The organism is Streptomyces roseochromogenus subsp. oscitans DS 12.976 (genome assembly GCF_000497445.1).
In the GTDB taxonomy this organism is placed as follows: Bacteria; Actinomycetota; Actinomycetes; order Streptomycetales; family Streptomycetaceae; genus Streptomyces; species Streptomyces oscitans.
In genome coordinates this window covers 5,098,337-5,119,739 of record NZ_CM002285.1, presented here as the reverse complement: position 1 = coordinate 5,119,739, position 21,403 = coordinate 5,098,337, and the positions used below count along the sequence as shown (strand labels likewise).

The 21,403-nt window shown below is 70.0% G+C and carries 22 protein-coding genes; 7 read left to right on the top strand and 15 right to left on the bottom strand.

Features of this window, described 5'->3' with window-relative positions:
* Positions 1–32: 32 nt before the first annotated feature.
* From cysS to M878_RS71805, 5 genes are all read right to left on the bottom strand, one after another.
* Positions 33–1,430 (bottom strand): cysteine--tRNA ligase, encoded by a 1,398-nt coding sequence (gene cysS, locus M878_RS71825; protein WP_023549302.1) that lies wholly within the window; start codon positions 1,428–1,430, stop codon positions 33–35.
* Positions 1,431–1,475: 45 nt separating this feature from the next.
* On the bottom strand, positions 1,476–1,880 hold the full coding sequence (locus M878_RS71820) for a PPOX class F420-dependent oxidoreductase (RefSeq protein ID WP_023549301.1): 405 nt from the start codon (positions 1,878–1,880) through the stop codon (positions 1,476–1,478).
* An 82-nt stretch (positions 1,881–1,962) separates the two neighbouring features.
* A complete protein-coding gene (gene ispF, locus M878_RS71815; RefSeq protein ID WP_023549300.1) occupies positions 1,963–2,466 on the bottom strand; it encodes a 2-C-methyl-D-erythritol 2,4-cyclodiphosphate synthase in 504 nt (167 codons plus the stop codon).
* Positions 2,456–3,208 (bottom strand): 2-C-methyl-D-erythritol 4-phosphate cytidylyltransferase, encoded by a 753-nt coding sequence (gene ispD, locus M878_RS71810; RefSeq protein WP_023549299.1) that lies wholly within the window; start codon positions 3,206–3,208, stop codon positions 2,456–2,458. Before ispD ends, ispF begins: the two co-directional genes overlap by 11 nt.
* A 331-nt stretch (positions 3,209–3,539) precedes the next feature.
* Positions 3,540–4,022, bottom strand: coding sequence for a CarD family transcriptional regulator (locus M878_RS71805; RefSeq protein WP_003953493.1), 483 nt, complete (start codon positions 4,020–4,022; stop codon positions 3,540–3,542).
* Between the two features lie 662 nt (positions 4,023–4,684).
* Here M878_RS71805 and M878_RS71800 point away from each other — a divergent pair.
* Positions 4,685–5,374, top strand: a complete 690-nt coding sequence (locus tag M878_RS71800) for a copper chaperone PCu(A)C domain-containing protein (protein WP_023549298.1) — start codon at positions 4,685–4,687, stop codon at positions 5,372–5,374.
* A gap of 101 nt (positions 5,375–5,475) precedes the next feature.
* Here M878_RS71800 and phoP read toward each other — a convergent pair whose 3' ends face one another.
* Together phoP and phoR are read right to left on the bottom strand one after the other, a co-directional pair.
* A complete protein-coding gene (phoP, locus tag M878_RS71795) occupies positions 5,476–6,147 on the bottom strand; it encodes a two-component system response regulator PhoP (protein ID WP_472573265.1) in 672 nt (223 codons plus the stop codon).
* Positions 6,148–6,152: 5 nt separating this feature from the next.
* Entirely contained in the window at positions 6,153–7,409 is a 1,257-nt protein-coding gene (gene phoR, locus M878_RS71790) for a two-component system sensor histidine kinase PhoR (protein WP_023549296.1), read from the bottom strand.
* 271 nt (positions 7,410–7,680) lie between these two features.
* Here phoR and phoU point away from each other — a divergent pair, with 271 nt between their 5' ends.
* Positions 7,681–8,370, top strand: coding sequence for a phosphate signaling complex protein PhoU (phoU, locus tag M878_RS71785; RefSeq protein ID WP_023549295.1), 690 nt, complete (start codon positions 7,681–7,683; stop codon positions 8,368–8,370).
* Between the two features lie 673 nt (positions 8,371–9,043).
* Here the strand turns inward: phoU and M878_RS000000100075 are convergent.
* Both M878_RS000000100075 and M878_RS71770 read right to left on the bottom strand, forming a co-directional pair.
* Positions 9,044–9,229, bottom strand: a complete 186-nt coding sequence (locus tag M878_RS000000100075) for a hypothetical protein (protein ID WP_245238173.1) — start codon at positions 9,227–9,229, stop codon at positions 9,044–9,046.
* A 591-nt stretch (positions 9,230–9,820) separates the two neighbouring features.
* On the bottom strand, positions 9,821–10,582 hold the full coding sequence (locus M878_RS71770) for a phosphoglyceromutase (protein ID WP_023549292.1): 762 nt from the start codon (positions 10,580–10,582) through the stop codon (positions 9,821–9,823).
* A 178-nt stretch (positions 10,583–10,760) separates the two neighbouring features.
* Here M878_RS71770 and M878_RS71765 point away from each other — a divergent pair, with 178 nt between their 5' ends.
* Positions 10,761–12,014, top strand: a complete 1,254-nt coding sequence (locus M878_RS71765; RefSeq protein ID WP_031225473.1) for an MDR family MFS transporter — start codon at positions 10,761–10,763, stop codon at positions 12,012–12,014.
* Between the two features lie 145 nt (positions 12,015–12,159).
* Here the strand turns inward: M878_RS71765 and M878_RS71760 are convergent, their stop codons facing one another.
* Complete coding sequence (locus M878_RS71760) at positions 12,160–12,432, bottom strand: hypothetical protein (RefSeq protein ID WP_023549290.1); 273 nt, start codon at positions 12,430–12,432, stop codon at positions 12,160–12,162.
* A 224-nt stretch (positions 12,433–12,656) separates the two neighbouring features.
* Positions 12,657–12,866 carry a hypothetical protein gene (locus M878_RS71755; RefSeq protein ID WP_023549289.1) on the bottom strand — a complete coding sequence of 70 codons (210 nt, stop codon included), beginning with the start codon at positions 12,864–12,866 and terminating at the stop codon, positions 12,657–12,659.
* 460 nt (positions 12,867–13,326) lie between these two features.
* Here M878_RS71755 and M878_RS71750 point away from each other — a divergent pair, with 460 nt between their 5' ends.
* Positions 13,327–13,800 (top strand): carboxymuconolactone decarboxylase family protein, encoded by a 474-nt coding sequence (locus M878_RS71750; RefSeq protein WP_023549288.1) that lies wholly within the window; start codon positions 13,327–13,329, stop codon positions 13,798–13,800.
* Between the two features lie 15 nt (positions 13,801–13,815).
* On the opposite strand, the gene M878_RS71745 is transcribed toward M878_RS71750, so the two are convergent.
* Complete coding sequence (locus M878_RS71745; RefSeq protein ID WP_023549287.1) at positions 13,816–14,256, bottom strand: DUF2000 domain-containing protein; 441 nt, start codon at positions 14,254–14,256, stop codon at positions 13,816–13,818.
* 49 nt (positions 14,257–14,305) lie between these two features.
* Between M878_RS71745 and M878_RS71740 the strand changes: the two genes are divergently transcribed.
* Positions 14,306–15,100: a helix-turn-helix domain-containing protein gene (locus M878_RS71740; protein WP_037730165.1), complete on the top strand. Its 795-nt coding sequence runs from the start codon at positions 14,306–14,308 to the stop codon at positions 15,098–15,100.
* Here M878_RS71740 and M878_RS71735 read toward each other — a convergent pair.
* From M878_RS71735 to mshA, 3 genes are all read right to left on the bottom strand, one after another.
* On the bottom strand, positions 15,079–16,743 hold the full coding sequence (locus M878_RS71735; RefSeq protein WP_031225470.1) for a glycosyl hydrolase family 28-related protein: 1,665 nt from the start codon (positions 16,741–16,743) through the stop codon (positions 15,079–15,081). The genes M878_RS71740 and M878_RS71735 overlap by 22 nt on opposite strands.
* Before the next feature lie 105 nt (positions 16,744–16,848).
* Positions 16,849–17,349, bottom strand: coding sequence for a type III secretion system chaperone family protein (locus M878_RS71730; protein WP_023549284.1), 501 nt, complete (start codon positions 17,347–17,349; stop codon positions 16,849–16,851).
* Positions 17,342–18,679, bottom strand: coding sequence for a D-inositol-3-phosphate glycosyltransferase (gene mshA / locus M878_RS71725; RefSeq protein ID WP_031225469.1), 1,338 nt, complete (start codon positions 18,677–18,679; stop codon positions 17,342–17,344). Before mshA ends, M878_RS71730 begins: the two co-directional genes overlap by 8 nt.
* 256 nt (positions 18,680–18,935) lie before the next feature.
* Between mshA and M878_RS71720 the strand changes: the two genes are divergently transcribed.
* Positions 18,936–19,721, top strand: a complete 786-nt coding sequence (locus M878_RS71720; RefSeq protein ID WP_023549282.1) for a class I SAM-dependent methyltransferase — start codon at positions 18,936–18,938, stop codon at positions 19,719–19,721.
* Positions 19,722–19,913: 192 nt separating this feature from the next.
* A complete protein-coding gene (locus M878_RS71715) occupies positions 19,914–21,014 on the top strand; it encodes a C40 family peptidase (protein WP_245238171.1) in 1,101 nt (366 codons plus the stop codon).
* Positions 21,015–21,403: the final 389 nt, after the last annotated feature.

Genomic DNA, 21,403 nt, shown 5'->3' with positions numbered 1-21,403 from the left:
CGGGCGGCACAGTCGATCTTCATGACCTGGGGTCAGGACTTGAGGCTCCAGCGCGGGCCCTGCGGGCTGTCCTCGATGGCCAGTCCGGACTGGGTGAGCTGGTCGCGAATGGCGTCGGCGGTGGCCCAGTCCTTGCGGGCGCGGGCGGACTCGCGCTGGTCGAGGACGAGGCGGACGAGGCTGTCGACCACGCCGTTCAGGTCCTCGCTCTGGTCGGACTCCCCCGCCCACTGCTCGTCCAGCGGGTCGAGGCCGAGGACGCCGAGCATGGCCCGCACCTCGGCGAGCCGGGCCACGGCGGCCTCCTTGTCGTCGGCCGCCAGCGCGCTGTTGCCCTGCCGGACCGTGGTGTGCACGACGGCGAGGGCCTGCGGGACGCCCAGGTCGTCGTCCATCGCCTCGGCGAAGGCGGGCGGGACCTCGGCGGCCGGGTCGACCGTCTTCCCGGCCAGCTCGGTGACCCGCTGCACGAAGCCCTCGATCCGGGCGAACGCGGACTCGGCCTCGCGCAGCGACTCCTCGCTGTACTCGATCATCGAGCGGTAGTGGGGGGTGCCGAGGTAGTAGCGCAGCACGATCGGGCGCCACTGCTTGACCATCTCGGACACGAGGACGCTGTTGCCGAGCGACTTGGACATCTTGTCGCCGGCCATGGTCACCCAGGCGTTGTGCACCCAGTACCGGGCGAAGTCGTCGCCGTAGGCCTTGGCCTGGGCGATCTCGTTCTCGTGGTGCGGGAAGATCAGGTCCAGGCCGCCGCCGTGGACGTCGAAGGCGGAGCCCAGGTACTTGTGCGCCATCGCCGAGCACTCCAGGTGCCAGCCGGGGCGGCCGGGGCCCCATGGCGTCGGCCAGGTCGGCTCGCCGGGCTTGGCGGCCTTCCACATGGCGAAGTCCCGCGGGTCCCGCTTGCCGGTCTCGCCCTCGCCGGACGGCTGCAGCAGGTTGTCCAGCTCCTGCCGGGACAGCTCCAGATACTGCGGGAAGGACCGTACGTCGAAGTAGACGTTGCCGTCGGCCGCGTAGGCGTGCCCGCGCTCGATCAGGCGCTGCATCATCTCGATCATCTCGGTGATGTGGCCGGTCGCGCGCGGCTCGTAGGTCGGCGGCAGGCAGCCGAGGGCGGTGTAGCCCTCGTTGAAGGCGCGCTCGTTCTCGTACCCGATCGACCACCAGGGCCGGCCCTGCTCATGGGCCTTGGCGATGATCTTGTCGTCGATGTCGGTGACGTTCCTGATGAACGTCACCTCATAGCCGCGGTACTCGAACCAGCGGCGCATGATGTCGAAGTTGAGGCCCGAGCGGATGTGGCCGATGTGCGGTGCCGCCTGCACGGTGGCGCCACACAGGTAGATCGAGACACAACCCGGCTTGAGCGGGGTGAAGTCACGGATCTGCCGGGCGCTGGTGTCGTACAGGCGAATGGTCACCACTCCAGGGTAGTGGGCGTGCAGTGGTGCCTCGTGCCGCTTGGCTCAGAACATTCCGACGACCTTCTCCGGCGTGATCCTGACGACCACACGGGCGGCGTCCTTGGCGGAGGCCGGGTTGAAGTCTGCGTATTTCTTGCCGGTGTACTTCACCGACAGTTCGTCGATCAGCTCGCCGGCGCCCTGCGTGGTGAACTCCGCGGTACCCCGGATCTCACCGTAGATGTAGGGCGTCTCGGGGTCCTGGACGACGACGCTCACCCGGGGGTCGCGGTCGAGGTTCTTCTTCTTGCGGCGGTCGACGGTCGTGGAGAAGAGGATCTGGTCCCCGTCGCGCTTCACCCACACCGGGGACAGCTGCGGGCGACCGTCGGGCTGGATCGTGCCCACCACGATGAAGACGGGGCTGTCGAGCAGCGACTTGAGCCGGTCCGGCAGGGTGGCGGGCATGGGTACCTCCTGGGTCAGCGGTGACTCTCCGGGTACCCTCGCACGCTCTCCGCTCACCCGCATCACGAGCGGAACGGCGGCCTCAGCCGGTATGGACCACCAGTGCCGTCGCGATCGCCATCAGCCCCTCCTCACGGCCCGGGAAGCCGAGGCCGTCCGTGGTGGCGCCGGAGACGGAGACGGGGGCGCCGGCCGCCGCGGAGAGGATCTTCTGGGCCTCGGTGCGCCGCTTGCCGATCTTCGGGCGGGGGCCGATCACCTGGACGGCGATGTTGCCGATGGTGAAGCCCGCCGCGCGGACGATCCGGGCGGCCTCGGTGAGCAGGGTCACCCCGGGGGCGCCGGACCACTCGGGGCGGCCGGTGCCGAAGTGCTGTCCCAGGTCACCGAGCCCGGCGGCGGAGAAGAGGGCGTTGCAGGCGGCGTGGGCGACGACGTCCGCGTCGGAGTGCCCGGCCAGCCCCGGCCCCTCGCCCTCCCACTTCAGGCCCGCGCACCACAGCTCGCGGCCTTCCTCGAAGGCGTGGATGTCGGTGCCGATGCCGACCTGCGGCAGGGGCAGTACGAAGCCGGCCTCAGAAGCCATCGTTCAGCCTCCTGCGGGCCAGGACCGCCTCGGCCAGGACCAGGTCGAGGGGGCGGGTGACCTTGAAGGCCTCCTCGTGACCGGGGACGGCCACGACCGTGAGCCCCAGCTGCTCGACCATGCTCGCGTCGTCCGTGACGTTGTCGGTGACGGTGTCGTGGGCGCGGACCAGGGTGGCCCGGTCGAAGCCCTGGGGCGTCTGGACGGCGCGCAGCCGGGCGCGCTCCGGGGTGGCGACGACCGGTTCGGGCTCGCCGGCCTCGGCGGCGGGCTCGACCTCCTTGACGGTGTCGGCGAGCGGGAGCGCGGGGACCACGGCGGGCGCGCCGGCGCGTACGGCCTCGATGACCGCGTCGACCGTGTCGACCGGGACGAGCGGGCGGGCCGCGTCATGGACGAGGACGACGCCGTACTCGGGCGGCAGGGCGTCCAGGCCGAGCTTCACCGATTCCTGCCGGGTGTCCCCGCCGGGCACGACCAGGAAGTCGGTGCGCTCGGGCAGGGCGTGCGCGTCGAGCAGGGACTTGACCTCGGCGGCGCCGTCGGACGGGGCGACGACGATCACCAAGGAGACATGGCGGGACGCGGCGAGCGCGCGGACCGCGTGGATGAGCATGGGCGTGCCGTTCAGCGCGCGGAGCGCCTTGGGGGCGCCCGGGCCGAGGCGCACGCCCCGGCCGGCGGCGGGAATCACGGCGGCGACGGGGGTCTGCGCGGGCGAAGGGCGCGATTCGTCAGACATCGGTTCCTGTCAGGTTTGTGTGCTCGACCTAGGTGGGTATGGCCTGGAGGAGTGCCGGGCGCGACGCTTTGACCGGACCCTTTCCGTGACCCTGGTCGAGCCATCTGCCCGGGCCCGGCACATCAAACAGGGGGATTTTCCCTGAGGTGTACGGCGGGCGTTTCGGCGCCCCGTTTTCGGCTGCCGAAGCTGTGGTGAAGTTTTGCGGTTTTTCCGGGGACGAACATGCCGCAGCGCCCGGCGACAGGGTCAGTGTCATCGGGCACCGCGGCATTTCACTGTGCTGAACGTGCTGAGCGTGGCGGGAGCGAAGGTTCGCTGCCGTGGTGCGTCAGGAGGCGAGCACCTCGTCGAGCAGGGCCTCGGCCTTGTCCTCGTTCGTGTTCTCCGCGAGAGCCAGCTCGCTCACCAGGATCTGGCGGGCCTTGGCAAGCATGCGCTTCTCGCCGGCTGAGAGCCCGCGCTCACGCTCACGACGCCACAGGTCACGCACGACTTCGGCGACCTTGATGACATCGCCGGAGGCGAGCTTCTCCAGGTTTGCCTTGTAGCGACGGGACCAGTTCGTGGGCTCCTCGGCATACGGTGCGCGCAGCACCTCGAAGACCCGGTCCAGCCCGTCCTGACCGACCACATCACGCACGCCCACGAACTCAGCATTGTCCGCTGGCACACGCACCGTCAGGTCACCCTGGGCGACCTTCAGCACCAAGTAGGTCTTGTCCACGCCTTTGATCTGGCGAGTTTCGATGGCCTCGATCAGCGCGGCCCCGTGATGGGGATAGACCACGGTGTCGCCAACCTTGAACGTCATGTGACAGGTACCCCTTCCGTGGCTATCCAGGGTAACACGGATACGGCGTCTTCTGAATGGCGTTTTCGCAGGTCAGGGCATATCTCGGGGCTTGACAACTGCGACAGGAACGTGCTGCGAGGGGCCTGCGGAAGCGGGAATTCGCAGGTCGGAGGGGCTCTTCGGGCGGGGTGAAACGCGTACGTTACACACTCCCGGAGCCGCCTCCAAGTGGACGAACGTCCCGTTTTGTCCACTTCCAAGCGTACGACTTCCGCTACTCCGTTCGGTGCCGTGAGGCCGATCCGGACCGATTCCGGAATTGATCAACGGCTGCCGGACAGGTGCCGCGTGATCAATATCGAGGCGGTCATCCAGAGGGTCATCAAGAGCGGTCATCGACGGAGTCATCAAGGGAGCCATCGACGGATCCCGCATTCCTTCACGGAAATTTTGCGAGCGGTTATGTGAATGGCGGACGAGCGCCCGGCAAAGTGACTGGAGAGTCACTTGTGACGGGAGTGACGAGGGGGCGCGGTACCCCCAGCCGGAGGCAAGCCGAACGCTTGGGGAGGGTCGGGTGCGGCCGCCTGGGGACGGCTCGGTAACCTAAGCCCGCTGACAGACACTTAGGGTGGCTTTATAAGAGGAGCCGCCCGCGCGTTCAAGGAGTTGCCGCCGCCGTGAGCAGCAGCCTTCGACGCGGCGCCCTCGCCGCCTCCGCCATCGTCTTCTCGATCGCCTCGCTCGCCGCCTGCGGCGCCGGCAACGGCTCCCAGACCCTGCAGGTCAAGCCGGACAACGCGGCGACCTCGGTCGGCAACATCAAGATCCAGAACGCGATGGTCATCACCCAGCCCGACCTGAAGTCGACGGGTCCGGCGGTGATCTCCGCGACCCTGTTCAACCAGGGCGGCACGGACGAGACCCTGCAGTCCATCGCCGTCGAGGGCAGCAGCCAGACCGTCAAGCTGACCCCGGCCAAGGGCGGCAACCTGACCGTCCCGGCGCACGGCTCGCTGATTCTCGGCGGCAACGGCAACGCCTCCGCGGAGCTGCCCAACGGCCGGCAGTCGGTCCAGGACGGCAACGCGCAGAAGATCACCTTCACCTTCAGCAAGACCGGTGCGGTGAGCCTGCAGGCCTTCGTGGTGCCGGCCACCAGCTACTTCGACAAGTGGGGCCCGAGCACGATCCCGTCCGCCCCGGCGATCCCCACCGGCGTCCCGGGCGCGAGCGGCTCCCCGTCCACCAGCGGCAAGCCGGCCAAGGGCAAGGGCGGCAAGGCCACCCCGTCGTCCTCCGCGAGCGACAAGGCGGGCACCGGCGCCACCCCGAGCGACTCGGCGTCGCAGTCGGTCGCCGGCCACTGAGCAGCCGTACACACGAGGGCGGCACCCCAGCGCGGGGTGCCGCCCTTCGCCGTACGGCGAATACGAGCGGTTTACGGCTCGTATTCGCCGGCGCGTGCGGTTTACGGCTCGAACTTGTAGCCCAGACCGCGCACCGTCACCAGGTACCGCGGCGCCCCGGGGTCCGGCTCGATCTTGGCGCGGAGGCGCTTGACGTGGACGTCGAGCGTCTTGGTGTCGCCCACGTAGTCGGCGCCCCAGACGCGGTCGATGAGCTGCATGCGGGTCAGGACACGGCCGGCGTTGCGCAGCAGCATCTCCAGCAGGTCGAACTCCTTCAGCGGGAGGTCGACCTTGGAGCCGGAGACGGTAACCACGTGGCGGTCGACGTCCATGCGGACCGGGCCCGCCTCCAGGGCGGCCGGGGCGACCTCCTCCGGCTCGCCGCGGCGCCGCAGGACGGCCCGGATGCGGGCGACCAGCTCACGCGAGGAGAACGGCTTGGTGACGTAGTCGTCGGCTCCTATTTCGAGACCGACCACCTTGTCGATCTCGCTGTCCTTGGCCGTCACCATGATCACGGGGACGTTGGAGCGGCCGCGCAGCTGGCGGCACACCTCCGTGCCGGGCAGTCCCGGCAGCATCAGGTCGAGGAGGACGAGGTCGGCGCCGTTGCGCTCGAACTCGTCGAGTCCGTCGGGGCCGGTGGCCGCGATGGCGACCTCGAAGCCCTCCTTGCGGAGCATGTACGACAGGGCGTCGGAGAAGGACTCCTCGTCCTCGACGACGAGCACTCGGGTCACGGAAGGACCTCCGGGGCGGGAAGCGGTTCGTACGGGGATGACTCGGGGTTGCCGGCCTCGTCGTCGAGGTCGGGGTCGGGGTGCTGCGATGCGCGGTCGCGGGCCGCACCCGCCTCCGGCAGCCTCAGGGTGAAGGTGGAGCCCTGGCCTTCGGCGCTCCAGACCGTGACCTCCCCGCCGTGCGAGGCGACCACGTGCTTGACGATCGCGAGACCCAGACCGGTGCCTCCGGTGGCTCGCGAGCGGGCCGGGTCGACGCGGTAGAAGCGCTCGAAGATGCGCTCCTTGTCCTTGTCGGAGATGCCGATGCCCTGGTCCGTCACGGCCAGCTCGATCATGTCGCCGCCGGGGGCGTTGACCCGGCGGGCGGCTATGCCGACACGGGTGCGGGCCGGGGAGTAGTTGACGGCGTTCTCGACGAGGTTGCCCAGGGCGGCGGCCAGCTGGCCGCGGTTGCCCCAGACGTGCAGATCGGCGGTGCCTCCGGCGGCCATGGTGATCTGCTTCGTACCGGCCTGGTGGCGGCAGCGGTCGACGGCCTCGGCGACCAGCTCGTCCACACGGATGGGCTCCGCGTCCTCCAGCGGGTCGTCGTTCTGCACCCGGGAGAGGTCGATGAGCTCCTGGACCAGGTTGGTCAGGCGGGTCGCCTCGATCTGCATACGGCCCGCGAAGCGCTGTACGGCCTCGGGGTCGTCGGAGGCGTCCATGACCGCCTCGGAGAGGAGGGAGAGTGCGCCGACGGGCGTCTTCAGCTCATGGCTCACATTGGCCACGAAGTCGCGTCGTACGGCCTCGATTCTCCTGGCCTCCGTCAGGTCCTCGACCAGCAGCAGGACCAGGCGGGAGCCGAGCGGGGCCACGCGGGCGGAGACGGCGAGGGCCTCGCCGCGTCCGGTGCCGCGCCGGGGGAGATCCAGCTCGACCTGGCGTATCTCACCGTCCCGTCTGGTGTCCCGGGCCATCAGGAGCATGGGCTCGATGGCGAGCTTGCCGCCCCGCACCAGCCCGAGGGCGTAGGCGGCGGAGCTGGCCTTGACGACGGCATCGGCCTCGTCGAGGACGACGGCCGAGGAACGGAGCACGGACAGCACGGTGTCCACGCCCGGCGGGAGTACGGGATCGATATGCAAGGAAGTCCTGGTCGGTCGCTTCTGGTCGCGCTCGCTCCAGCGGAACGCCAGCATGGCGATGACGCCGGTGAGCACCCCGGCGATCGCTGCCGCTGCGGCGACCGCCGCGTTCACGTCCATGCATCCAGGTTAAGCAGGGCGTACGACAAGACCACAGCCATCGAGGGGCGACCTCGGACACTCGTCGCCCAGAGTTCACCTTGGAGCCAGTATTGGTTCATTTGGGGTGGCAGAAACGGACGCGTACAGGCCACAGCGTGGGAGCGTGGGGTTCGCACCGCCGGTTTTGCCACGGGGCGCTCGGTCCGCTTGGTCCAATTGGCCGACTCCGACCACTCGGTGTCACAGCCCCGGGAACCCCGGAACACGCACGTAGGAGAGGAAAACCCTGATGCGGGACGCGTACCACGAGGAACTTGACTCGATCGGTGACGGTCTGGTGGAGATGGCCCGGCTGGTCGGGTCGGCGATCGGGCGCGCCACGACCGCCATCCTGGACTCCGACCTGAAGCTGGCCGAGAGCGTGATCGAGGCGGACCAGAAGGTCGACGAACTCCAGCACGACCTGGAGGCGCGGGCGATAGCCCTGCTGGCCCGCCAGCAGCCGGTGGCGACCGACCTCCGGATCGTCGTCACCTCCCTGCGCATGTCCGCCGACCTGGAGCGCTCCGGCGACCTCGCCCAGCACGTGGCGAAGCTGGCCCGGCTGCGCTTTCCCAACCGTGCGGTCCCGCAGGACCTGCACGCCACGATCCTGGAGATGGGGCAGCTCGCGCAGCGCCTGATGGCGAAGGCGGCCGAGGTGATCATCACGAAGGACGTCGACCTCGCGATGCAGCTGGAGCAGGACGACGACGAGATGGACCTGCTGCACCGCACGCTGTTCCAGCACCTGATCGACGAGCGCTGGAAGCACGGCATCGAGACCGCGGTGGACGTCACCCTGCTCGGCCGCTACTACGAGCGCTACGCCGACCACGCGGTGGCCGTCGCCAAGCGTGTCGTATACCTGGTCACGGGCGAGCACGCGGACGAACTGCAGCCGGACATCCAGCCGGTCACGGGAGTCGAGGGATCCTGACCCCGCGGGGCGCGGCCTCCGGGCATCCGGGCATCCGGATTTCCGGGGCAGCTTCTCAAGGCTTCCCGGGGCTTCCGGCGCTTTCCGGGGCTTCCGGAGTGGCGTCGGGGGCGCGTGGACGCGTGAGCGCCTCCGTGCGCCGTTGATGCGCCCAGGGAAGCGGGCATGAAATAGGCGAGGGCACCCCTGCCCCAGCGTCTAGGAGGGACCCATGGCCGAATCCCCCAGCACTACGCCCGACCCCACGCGGGAGCGTGAGACCGACCAGCCCGCCGAAACGAGGAACCTTCCGCTGATCGGTGCGTGCGGCTGCGGCTCAGGCTGCGGCTGCGGCTGCCAGTCGGGTGGCCCCTGCCAGTGCGGCTGAGGGCGGCACGGCGTCACGAGGGCCGGTGTGCACGCGGCATGCGCTGCACACCGGCCCTTGTCGTTCCCGCACAACCCGGCCGCTGATCGGGTCAGCGCCTCCGCGCGGTGCTCGGCAGAAGTGGGCCGTTCGGGGTCGCCGGGAAGACACTCCACGCTGAGATCCACCTCATTCATGTTCTCATCTTTTATGCTTTCTCCGTCACTCAGCGTGAGGAATCATATGAGAAGCGTGATTGAAGCGCTGCGTAACCCGCGGCGCCCCCTTGTGCTCGGCGCAGTGCTGACCGTCGCACTCGTCGTGCAGTCAGCGTTGCTCCTCACCCAGCACATGCAGATCGTCGATCTGCAGGCGCAGCCCGTCGGCCAGCAGGAGCACATCGAGTCCAGTCCGTCCGGTCCGCCAGGTCCTCGCGGTCCGGCCGGCCCTGTCGGCCCGCCAGGGAAGGACGGTCATGACGGGAGGGACGGCAAGGACGGGAAGGACGGTCATGACGGGAAGGACGGGAAAGACGGGAAGGACGCCGTCTGCCCGGGCTAGGCCCTCGGCCGCAGGGGGAATGCACGGGCAGGACCCTCCCGGGCAGCTCCTCGTCATGAGCCGGGGAATGTTCGGCCCCACGGTCTTCGCCGTCACACAGAGTGAGGAACAGCGTGAGAAGCGTAGTCGAGGCGTTGCGCAGCCCGCGGCGCCCCCTTGTGCTCGGCGCAGTGCTGACCGTCGCGCTTGTCGTGCAGTCAGCCCTGCTCGTCGCCCACCAGCAGCAGCTCGACAGACTCCAGGCACGGCGCGTCGCCCTCCAAGGGGAGGGCATCACACCCGGCCTGCCCGGCCCCTCCGGCCCGCCTGGCCCTACCGGCCCGCAAGGCAGACCGGGGCGGCACGGGGAAAACGGCTATGACGGCAGAAGGGGTCATAACGGCAGACCGGGTCATCACGGCAGGAACGGGCATGTCATCGCGGCGAAACCATCACCGGACGAGGCCGACTAGAAAACAACAGCACACAGCGACCTCTGCACCGGATTGCCGGAAAGCCCCCTACCAGCAGAGAAACTGCAGGTAGGGGGCTTTTCGTGGGCGGTTACTTCTTCTTGCCCTGGTTCTTGACCGCCTCGATGGCCGCCGCGGCCGCCTCGGGGTCGAGGTACTTGCCGCCGGGGGTGGTCGGCTTGAAGTTCTCGTCCAGTTCGTAGTAAAGCGGGATGCCGGTCGGGATGTTCAGGCCCGCGATGTCGGCGTCGGAGATGCCGTCCAGGTGCTTGACCAGGGCGCGCAGCGAGTTGCCGTGGGCCGCGACCAGGACCGTGCGGCCGGCCAGCAGGTCGGGGACGATGCCGTCGTACCAGTAGGGGAGCATCCGGACGACCACGTCCTTCAGGCACTCCGTGTCCGGGCGCAGCTCCGGCGGGATGGAGGCGTAACGGGGGTCGTTCGCCTGGGAGAACTCGGAGTCGTCCGCGAGCGGCGGGGGCGGGGTGTCGTAGGAGCGGCGCCAGAGCATGAACTGCTCCTCGCCGAACTCGGCCAGCGTGGCCGCCTTGTCCTTGCCCTGCAGGGCGCCGTAGTGGCGCTCGTTCAGCCGCCAGCTGCGGTGGACCGGGATCCAGTGGCGGTCCGCGGCCTCGAGGGCCAGCTGGGCCGTACGGATCGCGCGCTTCTGGAGGGACGTGTGGACCACGTCGGGGAGGAGATCGGCGTCCTTCAGGAGCTCGCCACCGCGGACTGCCTCCTTCTCGCCCTTCTCGTTGAGGTTGACGTCCACCCAGCCGGTGAACAGGTTCTTCGCGTTCCACTCGCTCTCGCCGTGGCGGAGGAGGATCAGCTTGTACGGTGCGTCGGCCATGGGAAAGAGCGTAATCCACCCGTTCCCGCGCCCGCCCGGACCGGTCGAGGGATGGACCGTTGACGGCATCTGTTAATTGAGTGGTCACCGTCAACCCTCCGCTGTAACTTGTGGCCACCGCTTGCGCTACTTACAGGGCCCGTATCGGGGCGTCCTGTGATCCATGGGGGGTCTTTTCATGTCAGCCGCTCGTCTTCGACGTGCTGCCCGGGAGACCGTCTCCGGGCTACCCCGTGAGTTCTGGTGGCTGTGGACGAGCACCCTCGTCAACCGGCTCGGCGCCTTCGTGGCCACGTTCATGGCCCTCTACCTCACCCTCGACCGCGGCTACTCGGCCTCGTACGCCGGTCTCGTCGCCTCGTTGCACGGGCTCGGCGGGGTCGTCTCCTCGCTGGGGGGCGGAGTCATGGCCGACCGGCTGGGACGGCGGCCCACCCTGCTCATCGCCCAGTCCGCCACGGCCGCATCGGTCGCGCTGCTCGGCTTCATGACCGACCCGGTCGCCATCGCCGCCGTCGCCTTCCTCGTCGGCATGGCCTCCAACGCCTCCCGGCCGGCCGTGCAGGCGATGATGGCCGACATCGTCAGGCCCGAGGACCGGGTGCGGGCGTTCTCGCTGAACTACTGGGCCATCAACCTCGGGTTCGCCGTCTCCTCCATGGCCGCCGGGTTCATCGCCGAGTTCAGCTATCTCGCCGGGTTCCTGATCGAGGCCGGGATGACCCTGGCCTGCGCGCTCGTCGTCTTCCTGAAGGTGCCCGAGTCCCGGCCCACGGCTCATGCGAAGGAGACGGACAGCCCCGTCAGTCTCGGCACCGTGCTGCGCGACGGGCGGTACATGGCCGTCGTCGGACTGTCCTTCCTGGTCGCGCTGATCTTCCAGCAGGGGTCCGTGGGGCTGCCGGTGGCCATGGGGCGGGCCGGTTTCTCGCCCGCGGACTACGGCCTCGCCATCGCCGTCAACGGCATCCTGATCGTCGCCCTGCAGATCCCGGTCACCCGGTTCATCGAGCACCGCGATCCGCGCACCCTGCTCGTCGTCTCCTCGCTGCTCGCCGGCTACGGCTTCGGACTCACTGCCTTCGCCGGGTCGGTCGGCGTCTTCATGGTCACCGTGTGCGTCTGGACGCTCGCCGAGATCGTCAACGCACCGACCCAGACCGGACTCGTCGTACGGCTCTCTCCGGTGCACGGGCGCGGGCGCTACCAGGGCGTGTACACGCTGTCGTGGTCCGTCGCCGCGCTGGTCGCACCGCTGATGTCCGGCGCGGTCATCGACCGCCTGGGCGCGCGGTGGCTGTGGGGGATGTGCGCCGTGGTGGGGACGGTCGCGGGGCTGGGGTACGCGGTGCTCATGCGGGGGCTGCCGAAGAAGAGCCCCGCGGCGCCCGCTCCGGCCGTGGACACCGAGCCCGAGGTCCGTACGGTCTGAGCCCCGGGAGCGCTGTCCCACGACCAGTGCCGACCGGTGCCGTCACATGCCGTCCCGTGCCGTCACATGCAGGGGAACACCCCCGCCCCGCACCGAGAGCGTCACGGCACGGGGCGGGGCGGGAAATGGGGGCACGGTCCGGCAGTCAGTTACCGACGGCCTTGTCGAAAATTCCCCCGACATGGCCGAAGCCGGACGTCTTCGGGCCGAAATCGGATTTACCGTGAGAGGCGCTCCCGAAATCCCCTCCGCTGTTCCCCATGTTCCCCATGGCGTTTCCGGTGTTCCCCATGACGTTTCCGCCGCTACCCATGAGGTCGCCCATGCCGTCGTTGTTGTCGGCGAGGGCCTGGGCCGCACCTCCGAGCAGAACGGTCCCGGTGAGGGCGATGGCGGCCAGCACGGTACGTGTACGCATAAAGCGTCTCCTTCGGTGGATGTGTGGTTGCCAGAGGTATGCCGCCGGTCCACACACGAGAAGCGGTGACGTGCGCACAAGCACCCGAATAGGGGCGCACATGGCGCCACCCGAATGGGCGCCCCCCGCCGAAAGATTTGCACGAAAGAATCGCCGGAGACATGACCGAGCCCCCTGCCCTGGAGTCTCCTCCGGCAGGGGGCTGGGTGCGCTGATCGGGACGATCAGAGGGAGGCGTTGAAGCCGACCTGGTGGGTCTGGCCGAGGGCGCCCAGGGCCTCTCCCTGGACGGCGCTGAGCTGGGACAGGGCGTCGGCGCTGCTGAGGGTCGTGTCGTCGAGGGAGAGGGTGACCTCGGGCATCAGGCCGCCGGCGACGGTGTCGAGGTCGGCGTCGGAGATCTCGAGGGTCTCAACCTGGTGAGCGGAGTTCATGGGGAAACTGCCCTTCGCATGATGGTCCACAGGGGGAAGCGGCACCGCCGGGGGACAGACGGTGGGCCGCGGCCGCAGGCGTGCGCCGTCCCTTTCGGACACCTGGCGCGATTCCGGCGGTGCGAGCGATCAAACCACGGAGCGCGCCGACCATCCAGCCAACCGAAGCCCGACCCTGGCCAGTTGACCCCGCGGCGTGCCCCATCCGTGCGGACGCGGTCACGCTTCCTGGGCGGTTTCTCCACATGCGGCGCCACACAGGCAGGCCACAGCTCTTGCCACCGCCGCGCCGGTCCGGACAACTCGGCACCAACGGAACCAGTCCGTTCCGGGGTTGCGTACGCCCTGTGCAGATTCCGTTCCAGGCTCGCTCCCGGGGTCACCGGCAGGCGTGTCACATCTCCTCCGGCCCGTACGTCAGCTAGGTGTAACCACCGCAACCACCACACAGGAGCACACCATGGACGCTCGTCTGAACATCTTCGCCAACCCGGTCACCGGCAAGTTCTTCAAGTACATCAACTCGGCGGGGAAGGTCGTCTCGGACTCGCCCCTGCCGGCCGCGACGCAGGAGCTGGTGAAGATCCGGGCCAGCCAGATCAACGGGTGCGGGTTCTGCACCGACATGCACACCAAGGACGCCACCGCCGCCGGGGAGACCGCGCAGCGGCTGCACATGATCGCGGCCTGGCGGGAGGCCAAGGTGTTCTCGGACGCCGAGCGGGCCGCGCTGGAGCTGACGGAGCAGGGCACCCGTATCGCGGACGCGGCCGGCGGGGTCCCGGACGAGGTCTGGGCGAACGCCGCCAAGCACTACGACGAGGACCAGCTCGCCGCCCTCGTCTCGCTGATCGCCCTGATCAACACGTACAACCGCATCAACGTCATCGTCCAGCAGCCCGCCGGCGACTACCAGCCCGGCATGTTCGACTGATCCGGACCGGGGGCCTCACGGGTGCATCCGTGCGCCCTTGAGGACCTTGTCCACCACGCCCCGCGCGCCGTACACCGCCAGCCCCACCAGGTCCAGCTCGGCGGTCGGTACGGCCCGCACCGCCGCGCGGTTGTCCCGGTCGTTGCCCGTCGTGAACAGGTCCGCAGTGAAGACGGCGCGGGGCAGGGCGCGGCTCAGTGCCCTGTCGTGGGCTGCCTTCAGGATCTCCTTCGAGCCCTCGAAGACCAGCACCGGCTGGCGGAACATGGGGAGGTAGCCGACACCGTCCGCGTCCTCGTACGGCTCGCCGATCACCTCGGGGACCTGGCTGCCGAGGCCGCTGACCAGGAACGCGGTGACGTTGAGGCCCTGCCAGGGCTCCAGGTCCGCGCGCAGCAGTACGGCGATCTTCGTGTCGAAGCGGACAGGCTCGGTGGGGATCGGTTCGGTGTTCATGCAGTGAGACTGCCGGACGGTCCGGTGCCGGGTCTTGTACGTTTTTTGCGTGGCTGACCAGCAGGAAGTATCCGCCTGGCGCCCGCGCGTCCCGGGTGTCGTGGAGGTCTTCCACGCCCACTTCACCGAGTACGCCTATCCGATGCACGTCCACGACGCCTGGACGCTGCTCATCGTGGACGACGGGGCCGTACGGTACGACCTCGACCGGCATGAGCACGGCACCCCGCTCGGCACCGTCACCCTGCTCCCGCCGCACGTGCCGCACAACGGCTCCCCCGCGACCCCGGACGGCTTCCGCAAGCGGGTCGTCTACCTCGACACCAGCCGTCTCGGCAGCGATCTCATCGGTCGCGCCGTCGACACACCCGGTCTCCGGGATCCCGTACTGCGGCTGCGCGTCGGGCAGTTGCACGGCGCCCTCGCCCACCCCGGCGACGAACTGGAGGCGGAGAGCAGGCTGAGCCTCGTCGGGGAGCGGCTGTGCGAGCATCTGCGGCGGACGGCCACGGCGGAGCACCGCCCGGACCCCGTTCTCGCCCGTTCGCTGCGGGAGCTGCTCGACGCCCGGGTCGTCGACGGTGTCTCGCTGGAGGAGGCGGCGCGGCTGCTGCACGCCCATCCCGCCCATCTGGTACGGGCGTTCAGCGGCGCGTACGGCATCGCCCCGCACCAGTACCTGATGTCGCGGCGGGTCGGGCGGGCCCGGCGGCTGCTGCTGGACGGGCTGGCGCCGGGCGAGGCGGCCTCGGCCGCCGGGTTCTACGACCAGGCCCATCTCACCCGGCACTTCAAGAAGCTGGTGGGCGTCACGCCAGGGCGCTATCGGCGCAGCTCGCGCTGAGCGTCGTACAGGTTGCGCGGGCGTACGGCATCCGTCGTGCCGTACAGCTCCAGTCGGGAGTGCAGATCGCCGGTGAAGTCGGGGACGTCGATCTGGTCGAACTCGCTCACCTCGTTCAGCCCCACGGTCGCCGAGTACGGGGCCAGGCCGTCGATCTTCATCAGGCCCGCGCGGCCGTTGGTGACCCGGATGTTCCAGTGCGTGAAGCGGGCGCCGAAGAGCGGGCCCGCGCCGGCGTCTCCGCCGTGGCGGCCGTTGTTGTTCACGGTGATGTCCGTGCGGACGTTCGCGAAGGGCAGGCCGCGGTGCGAATCGAAGGTGCCCATCCGCATCTCGCCGCGCGACCAGACGTTGTACGACGACAGTCCCTCGACGTTGATGCCGTGCAACTGTGTGTTCGGCGGGGCCGGGACCGTGCGCTGCTCGATGGTGAAGTCCTCGATCAGGTTGTCGTGGGAGCCCTCGCGGCAGAAGTAGGGGTGGTGCGAGCCGCGGCCGGCCATGCGCGTGCGGCGCAGGGTGCAGGCGGAGGCGGCGACCAGGCCGAAGCCGTTGTCGACGTTGCGGACCGTGACGTCGTCCACCCAGCAGTCGTAGGCGCACTGCAGGACCACGCCGTTGTAGCCCTTGTCGAGGAGGTGCGGGGACATCGGGGTCTGCAGCACGTCCAGCGTCAGGCCCTCGACCGCCGATCCGGTCAACTCCGGTACATGGGTGGTCAGTTGCGGGCTCCACTCGGGACGCAGGTCCAGCGGGAGCGGGCGTTCGAGGGTGATCCGGCGGCCCCGGACGCGGGCGATGCGCACCGGCCACTCGTAGGGGATGTACGACAGCAGTTTCGTCTTGTCGTCCCAGGTGTACGACGCCGGGCCCGGGCCGCCGCCCGCCATGTGCTGCAGGAGGGTGTGGGCGGGGTCGTCGGCGAGGCGGAGGAGGACGAGCCGGCCGGGGTGCAGGGCCGAGGCGTCGGCGACGGTGACGGTCCAGGAGCCCCGCTCGGCCGGTTCCACCGCCGTCAGGGCCGTCCACTCGTCCCGCTTGTTGCCGGTCCAGCCCTCGAAGGGCCAGGCACGGGACCGGATCGCGGCCACCAGGGAGTCCCAACGGGCCTTCGGCGCCAGCCATATGAGGCCGCCCGCCCAGGACCAGGCGGACTTGTCGCCGCCGTAGCGTGAGCCGTAGACGCCGATCAGTTCGGTCAGGGACTTCGTCGCGTGGAGGGTCGTGCGGTCGCTGCCGGCGCCGCGCAGGACGACGTTCGAGTCGCCGATGCGGATCACGTCGTCGATGCGGAAGGTGCCGGGCGGGATGGTGACCGTGCCACCGCCGGCCCTTCCGGCGGCGGCGATGGCACGGTTGATCGCGGGGGCGCAGTCGGTGGTGCCGTCGGGTACGGCGCCGTAGTCCGTGACGTCGGCGACGGTCCGGGGGCGCGGGAAGCGGGTGGCTCCGCCCTGGCGGCCGGACCGGCCGACGTAGGGGATCTGCGGATGGGTGAACGGGGTGCGCCTGAACTCCTGCCACAGCGAGGGGAATTCCGCCGCCCGTGCGGTACCGGTCGCGGCCCCGAGCGCCACGGCGGTGGCACCGGCCAGCAGGGTCCGTCTTGTGAGGTGCGTGCCGCTCGGCTGCGCGCTGCTCATGCCCATCCGCCCCTTCATATTCATGGATATGAACGACGTTCAGGTTCTCGTCGGCGGTGAGCATGCCACTGCCCGGGCAGCAGAGGGAAGGGGGCGAACCGTAAGTCAGTCAGCGGAGCGTTCGATCAGATGCCTGAACGCGTCCAGGTTGCGTGTGGACTCGCCGCGGGACACCCGCCAGGCGTACTCCTTGCGGATGGAGGAGGCGAAGCCCAGTTCCAGCAGGGTGTTGAAGGCGCCGTCGGCCGCCTCCAGGACCTGGCCGAGGAGGCGGTCGATCTCGTCGGGGGTGACGGAGGCGAGGGGCAGGCGGGCGGTGACGTAGATGTCGCCGAGGCGGTCGACGGCGTAACTCACGCCGTACAGCTTGAGGTTGCGCTCCAGGAGCCAGCGGTGGACGCCGGCCTCGTTCTCGTCGGGGTGCCGGACGACGAAGGCGTTGAGGGAGAGGGAGTGGCGGCCGACGAGGAAGGAGACCGTCGTGGAGAGCTTGCGCGTACCGGGGAGCTTGACCACGTAGTTCCCGGGCTCGGGGCTCTCCCACTCCAGTTCGGCGTCCTTGAGGACCGCCTCGATGACCTGCGCGGCCCTCTCCACATCACCCATGGTGGGAGCGTACGCGACGGCGGTGCGACTGGGTCGCGGCCGTGTAGACGTCGGCGGTCGCGGCGGCCGCCCGGTCCCAGCCGAAGGACCGCGCGTGCCGGGCGGCGGCCCGGCCCATGGTCGCCGAGAGGTCCGGCGCGTCGGCGAGACGGTCCAGCACGCGCGCGTAGTCGGCGGGATTGTGGCCGTTCACGAGGAAGCCGGTCTCGCCGTCGCGCACGGCCACCGGCAACCCGCCGACCGCGGCCGCGAGCACCGGCGTACCGGCCGCCTGCGCCTCGATCGCGACCAGCCCGAAGGACTCGCTGTACGACGGCATGACCAGCACGGACGCGGCCCGGAACCAGTCCGCGAGCTGTTCCTGGCCGACCGGCGGGCGGAACCGTACGACGTCCGCGATGCCGAGCCGGGCGGCGAGCTTCTGCAGCCCCTCCGGCTTGGCGAGCCCGCTGCCGCTCGGGCCGCCGACGACCGGGACGTGGATGCGGGTGCGAAGCTCGGGGCGCTCGTCCAGCAGCACCGCCACCGCGCGCAGCAGGATGTCCGGGGCCTTCAGGGGCTGGATACGGCCCGCGAAGAGCGGGATCAGCGCGTCCGGGGGCAGTCCCAGGCGGGCGCGGGCCGCCGCGCGGCCGTCGTCCGGGCGGAAGCGGTCGAGGTTCACGCCCGGGTGGACCACGGCCACCTTCTCGGGGTCGGCGGCGTAGTGCCGTACCAGCTCGCCGGCCTCCTCCGCCGTGTTGGCGATGAGCCGGTCGGCGGCGGCCACGATCTGGGTCTCGCCGATGACCCGGGCGGCGGGCTCGGGAGTGTCGCCGTCGGCCAGGTTGGCGTTCTTTACCTTGGCCATGGTGTGCATGGCGTGCACCAGGGGGACGCCCCAGCGCTGGGCGGCGAGCCAGCCGACATGGCCGGAGAGCCAGTAGTGGGAGTGGACGAGGTCGTAGTAGCCGGGGCGGTGGCCGGCCCAGGCCTGCATCACGCCGTGCGTGAAGGCGCACAGCTGGGCCGGGAGGTCCTCCTTGGCAAGGCCCTCGTAGGGGCCCGCGTCGACGTGCCGGACGAGGACGCCGGGGGCCAGCTCCACCGCGGGAGGCAGGCCGCCTGCCGTGGCCCGGGTGAAGATCTCGACGTCGATGCCCAGGGCTGCGAGCCGCTGGGCCAGCTCCACGATGTAGACGTTCATGCCGCCGGCGTCGCCGGTGCCGGGCTGGTGGAGCGGAGAGGTGTGCACGGAGAGCATCGCGACCCGGCGGGGCCGGCGGTGGAGCCTCAGTAGTGACGCGGCCGACGGGGAACGTCGCCCGAGCCTGCTGACGTACTGGCTCACGTGGCGGTCCTCCTTGCTGCGGGCATGCCGAACGGAGGAACGACCTCGCCCTCCAGGGAGGTCCAACAGCGGACGGGCGCCCGGCCATTTCCCGATCAAGTCGCTTTACCTAATCATTGCCATAATTCGATCGACAGTTCGAATGTGGTCGCCTCGGCGGGGCGCGTCCGCGAACCCGCTTACCCTCGTACGCATGACAGCCCGCGCCGCATCCCTCCCCCACTCTCGGCTTCGCCCGAGCAGGGGGACCCCCATCGTGGGCACGGTGACGCGCGGGACCACCAACCCCAACCGGCTGCGCCGTATGGACCGCTGGATCGCTGCGACCCACGGCGCCGAACTTCGCCGCGCCGAGGACCCGCTGGCGATCGACCTCGGCTACGGCGCCGCGCCCTGGACCGCCGTCGAACTGCTCGGCCGGCTGCGGACCGCGGCGCCACGCGCGCGCGTGGTCGGCGTCGAGATCGAACCGGAGCGGGTCGCGGCCGCGCGGCCGTACGAACGGGAGGGGCTGGCCTTCCGGCACGGCGGCTTCGAGGTCCCGGTGCCCGGACGGCCGCTGCTCATACGGGCCGCCAATGTGCTGCGCCAGTACGACGAGGCCGAGGTCGCCGCCGTCTGGGCGCGGCTGTGCGCGCGACTGGCTCCGGCCGGCGCCGGCTCGCACGGCGGGCTGCTGGTCGAGGGGACGTGCGACGAGATCGGACGGCGGCACGTGTGGGTGGCACTCGGCCCGGAGGGGCCGCGGACCGTGACCTTCGCCGCCCGGCTGGGCTCGCTGGAACAGCCGTCCGACCTCGCCGAGCGGCTGCCGAAGGCGCTGATCCACCGGAACGTCCCCGGCGAGCCGGTGCACGCCTTCCTGCGCGACTTCGACCGCGCCTGGGCCGCCGCCGCGCCCTACGCCTCCTACGGCGCCCGGCAGCGCTGGCTGTGCACGGTACGGGACTTGACGACCGACTGGCCGGTGACGGACTCCCCGGCCCGCTGGCGGCAGGGCGAAGTGACGGTGGCGTGGGCGGCGTTGGCGCCGAGGACCTGACCTCTCCGGTTGCGAGGACGCCATCACCCTTTCGGGGGCTGTGGGGTGGAACGAATCCCGCGCGTCGTTCGTCACACCGGCGGGGAGATCGTCATGACCGGGCGGTACGGGGGGAAACACCTACCTCTGTCGCTTTGAGCCGCGACGTGGCACCATCCCCGAGGCACCATAAGTTACTGACGGTAAATCAGCTTGGGGGCATCTGTGACGGGCTGGGGCAAGCGCAGCATCCTCTCGGCCGCCGTGACCGTGGTCTGCGCGGTGACCGTGCTGGGCGCGCCCGGCACGGCCTTCGCCGCCCCGAAACCGACCCCGAACACCTCTCCGAGTCCGAGCACCACCCCGACTCCCCCGCCGGGCAAGGACCTTGAGAAGGTCCGCGAGCAGCTCGACAAGCTCTACCACGACGCGGCCGTCGCCACCGACGCCTACAACGCGGCCGAGGAGAAGGCCAAGCAGCAGTCCGCCGAGATCGTCGCGCTGGCGAAGAAGATCGACGAGGGACAGCAGACGCTCACGAAGCTCAAGGACCAGGCGGGCGCGGCCGCCCGCGCCCAGTACCGCACCGGCGGCATCCCGCCCACCGCCCAGTTCCTGCTCAGTGACGACCCCGGACAGGTCCTGGACGGGGCCGGACTGCTCCTGCAGGGCCAGCGGGCAACGAAGTCGCTGATCAGCGAACTGACCAGCACCCAGAAACAGTTGCAGGCGTACGCCGCCGACGCCGCCGACCAGTGGAAGAAACTGGACGCCGACCGCAAGGACAAGGCCGCCGCCCAGAAGAAGGTCCAGCAGCAGATCGACGCCGCGAAGAAGCTGGAATCCAAGCTGCAGAAGAAGGAGCAACAGCAGCTAGACCAGCTGGAGCAGCAGGCCGCGCTGAAGGCGCAGACGGACTGGCTGGACACCGGCATTCTCAAGAAGATCCACGGCAAGGCGTCCGCGCAGGGCGAGAAGGCCATCGCGTTCGCCACCGAGCAGCTCGGCAAGCCGTATGTGTGGGGCGCCGAGGGCCCGCAGTCCTACGACTGCTCCGGCCTGACCTCCCAGGCCTGGGCGGCGGCCGGCCACCCCATCCCGCGCACCTCGCAGGAGCAGTGGAAACAGCTCCAGCACGTCGGCATCCAGGACATGCGCCCGGGCGACCTCATCATCTATTTCGACGACGCCAGCCACGTCGCCCTCTACATCGGCGACGGCGCGATCATCCAGGCCCCGCGCCCGGGGCGTACGGTGACGATCGCGGGCGCCGGTTCGATGCCGATCCTGGGGGTCGTACGACCGGACGCGTAGGCCTCCGGCCGGGGCGCGGGGCAGTACAGGGCCGTTGAGAGGCGGTACAGCGCCGTTGAGGGGCGGTGCAGCGCCGTTGAGAAGCGGCCGTCTTCCGGGTGCGGCTTTCGCCGCGGCTGGTCGCTCCCGCGGGCAATCCCCGTGACCCACGCCATGTGACCCACTCCACCAACCCGCCGCCCGTATCCGGGCCGGACGTGAGCTTCGTCATCCCCCGGGCCGGGGCACCCTGTCCAACTGTCGTACGGAACGCGGCATATGACAGCGGCCTGCGCGCGAGCGACGCGGCTCACACCATTCCATCGGGGCGGTCAATGCCGCTATGGTCCCCGTCGGTGGCTTCGAGACCCTCGACGCCGCCATGCCCTCGGGGGGAGGGAAGGAACCCA

Excerpts from the sequence above, each read along its gene's own strand:
- M878_RS71820 (WP_023549301.1), bottom strand. The coding sequence starts at position 1,880 with ATGCCCGCCACCCTGCCGGACCGGCTCAAGTCGCTGCTCGACAGCCCC.
- ispF (WP_023549300.1), bottom strand. The coding sequence starts at position 2,466 with ATGGCTTCTGAGGCCGGCTTCGTACTGCCCCTGCCGCAGGTCGGCATC.
- ispD (WP_023549299.1), bottom strand. The coding sequence starts at position 3,208 with ATGTCTGACGAATCGCGCCCTTCGCCCGCGCAGACCCCCGTCGCCGCC.
- M878_RS71805 (WP_003953493.1), bottom strand. The coding sequence starts at position 4,022 with ATGACGTTCAAGGTTGGCGACACCGTGGTCTATCCCCATCACGGGGCC.
- phoR (WP_023549296.1), bottom strand. The coding sequence starts at position 7,409 with ATGGACGTGAACGCGGCGGTCGCCGCAGCGGCAGCGATCGCCGGGGTG.
- phoU (WP_023549295.1), top strand. The coding sequence starts at position 7,681 with ATGCGGGACGCGTACCACGAGGAACTTGACTCGATCGGTGACGGTCTG.
- M878_RS000000100075 (WP_245238173.1), bottom strand. The coding sequence starts at position 9,229 with ATGACCGTCCTTCCCGTCCTTGCCGTCCCTCCCGTCATGACCGTCCTT.
- M878_RS71770 (WP_023549292.1), bottom strand. The coding sequence starts at position 10,582 with ATGGCCGACGCACCGTACAAGCTGATCCTCCTCCGCCACGGCGAGAGC.
- M878_RS71765 (WP_031225473.1), top strand. The coding sequence starts at position 10,761 with ATGTCAGCCGCTCGTCTTCGACGTGCTGCCCGGGAGACCGTCTCCGGG.
- M878_RS71760 (WP_023549290.1), bottom strand. The coding sequence starts at position 12,432 with ATGCGTACACGTACCGTGCTGGCCGCCATCGCCCTCACCGGGACCGTT.
- M878_RS71755 (WP_023549289.1), bottom strand. The coding sequence starts at position 12,866 with ATGAACTCCGCTCACCAGGTTGAGACCCTCGAGATCTCCGACGCCGAC.
- M878_RS71750 (WP_023549288.1), top strand. The coding sequence starts at position 13,327 with ATGGACGCTCGTCTGAACATCTTCGCCAACCCGGTCACCGGCAAGTTC.
- M878_RS71745 (WP_023549287.1), bottom strand. The coding sequence starts at position 14,256 with ATGAACACCGAACCGATCCCCACCGAGCCTGTCCGCTTCGACACGAAG.
- M878_RS71735 (WP_031225470.1), bottom strand. The coding sequence starts at position 16,743 with ATGAGCAGCGCGCAGCCGAGCGGCACGCACCTCACAAGACGGACCCTG.
- M878_RS71730 (WP_023549284.1), bottom strand. The coding sequence starts at position 17,349 with ATGGGTGATGTGGAGAGGGCCGCGCAGGTCATCGAGGCGGTCCTCAAG.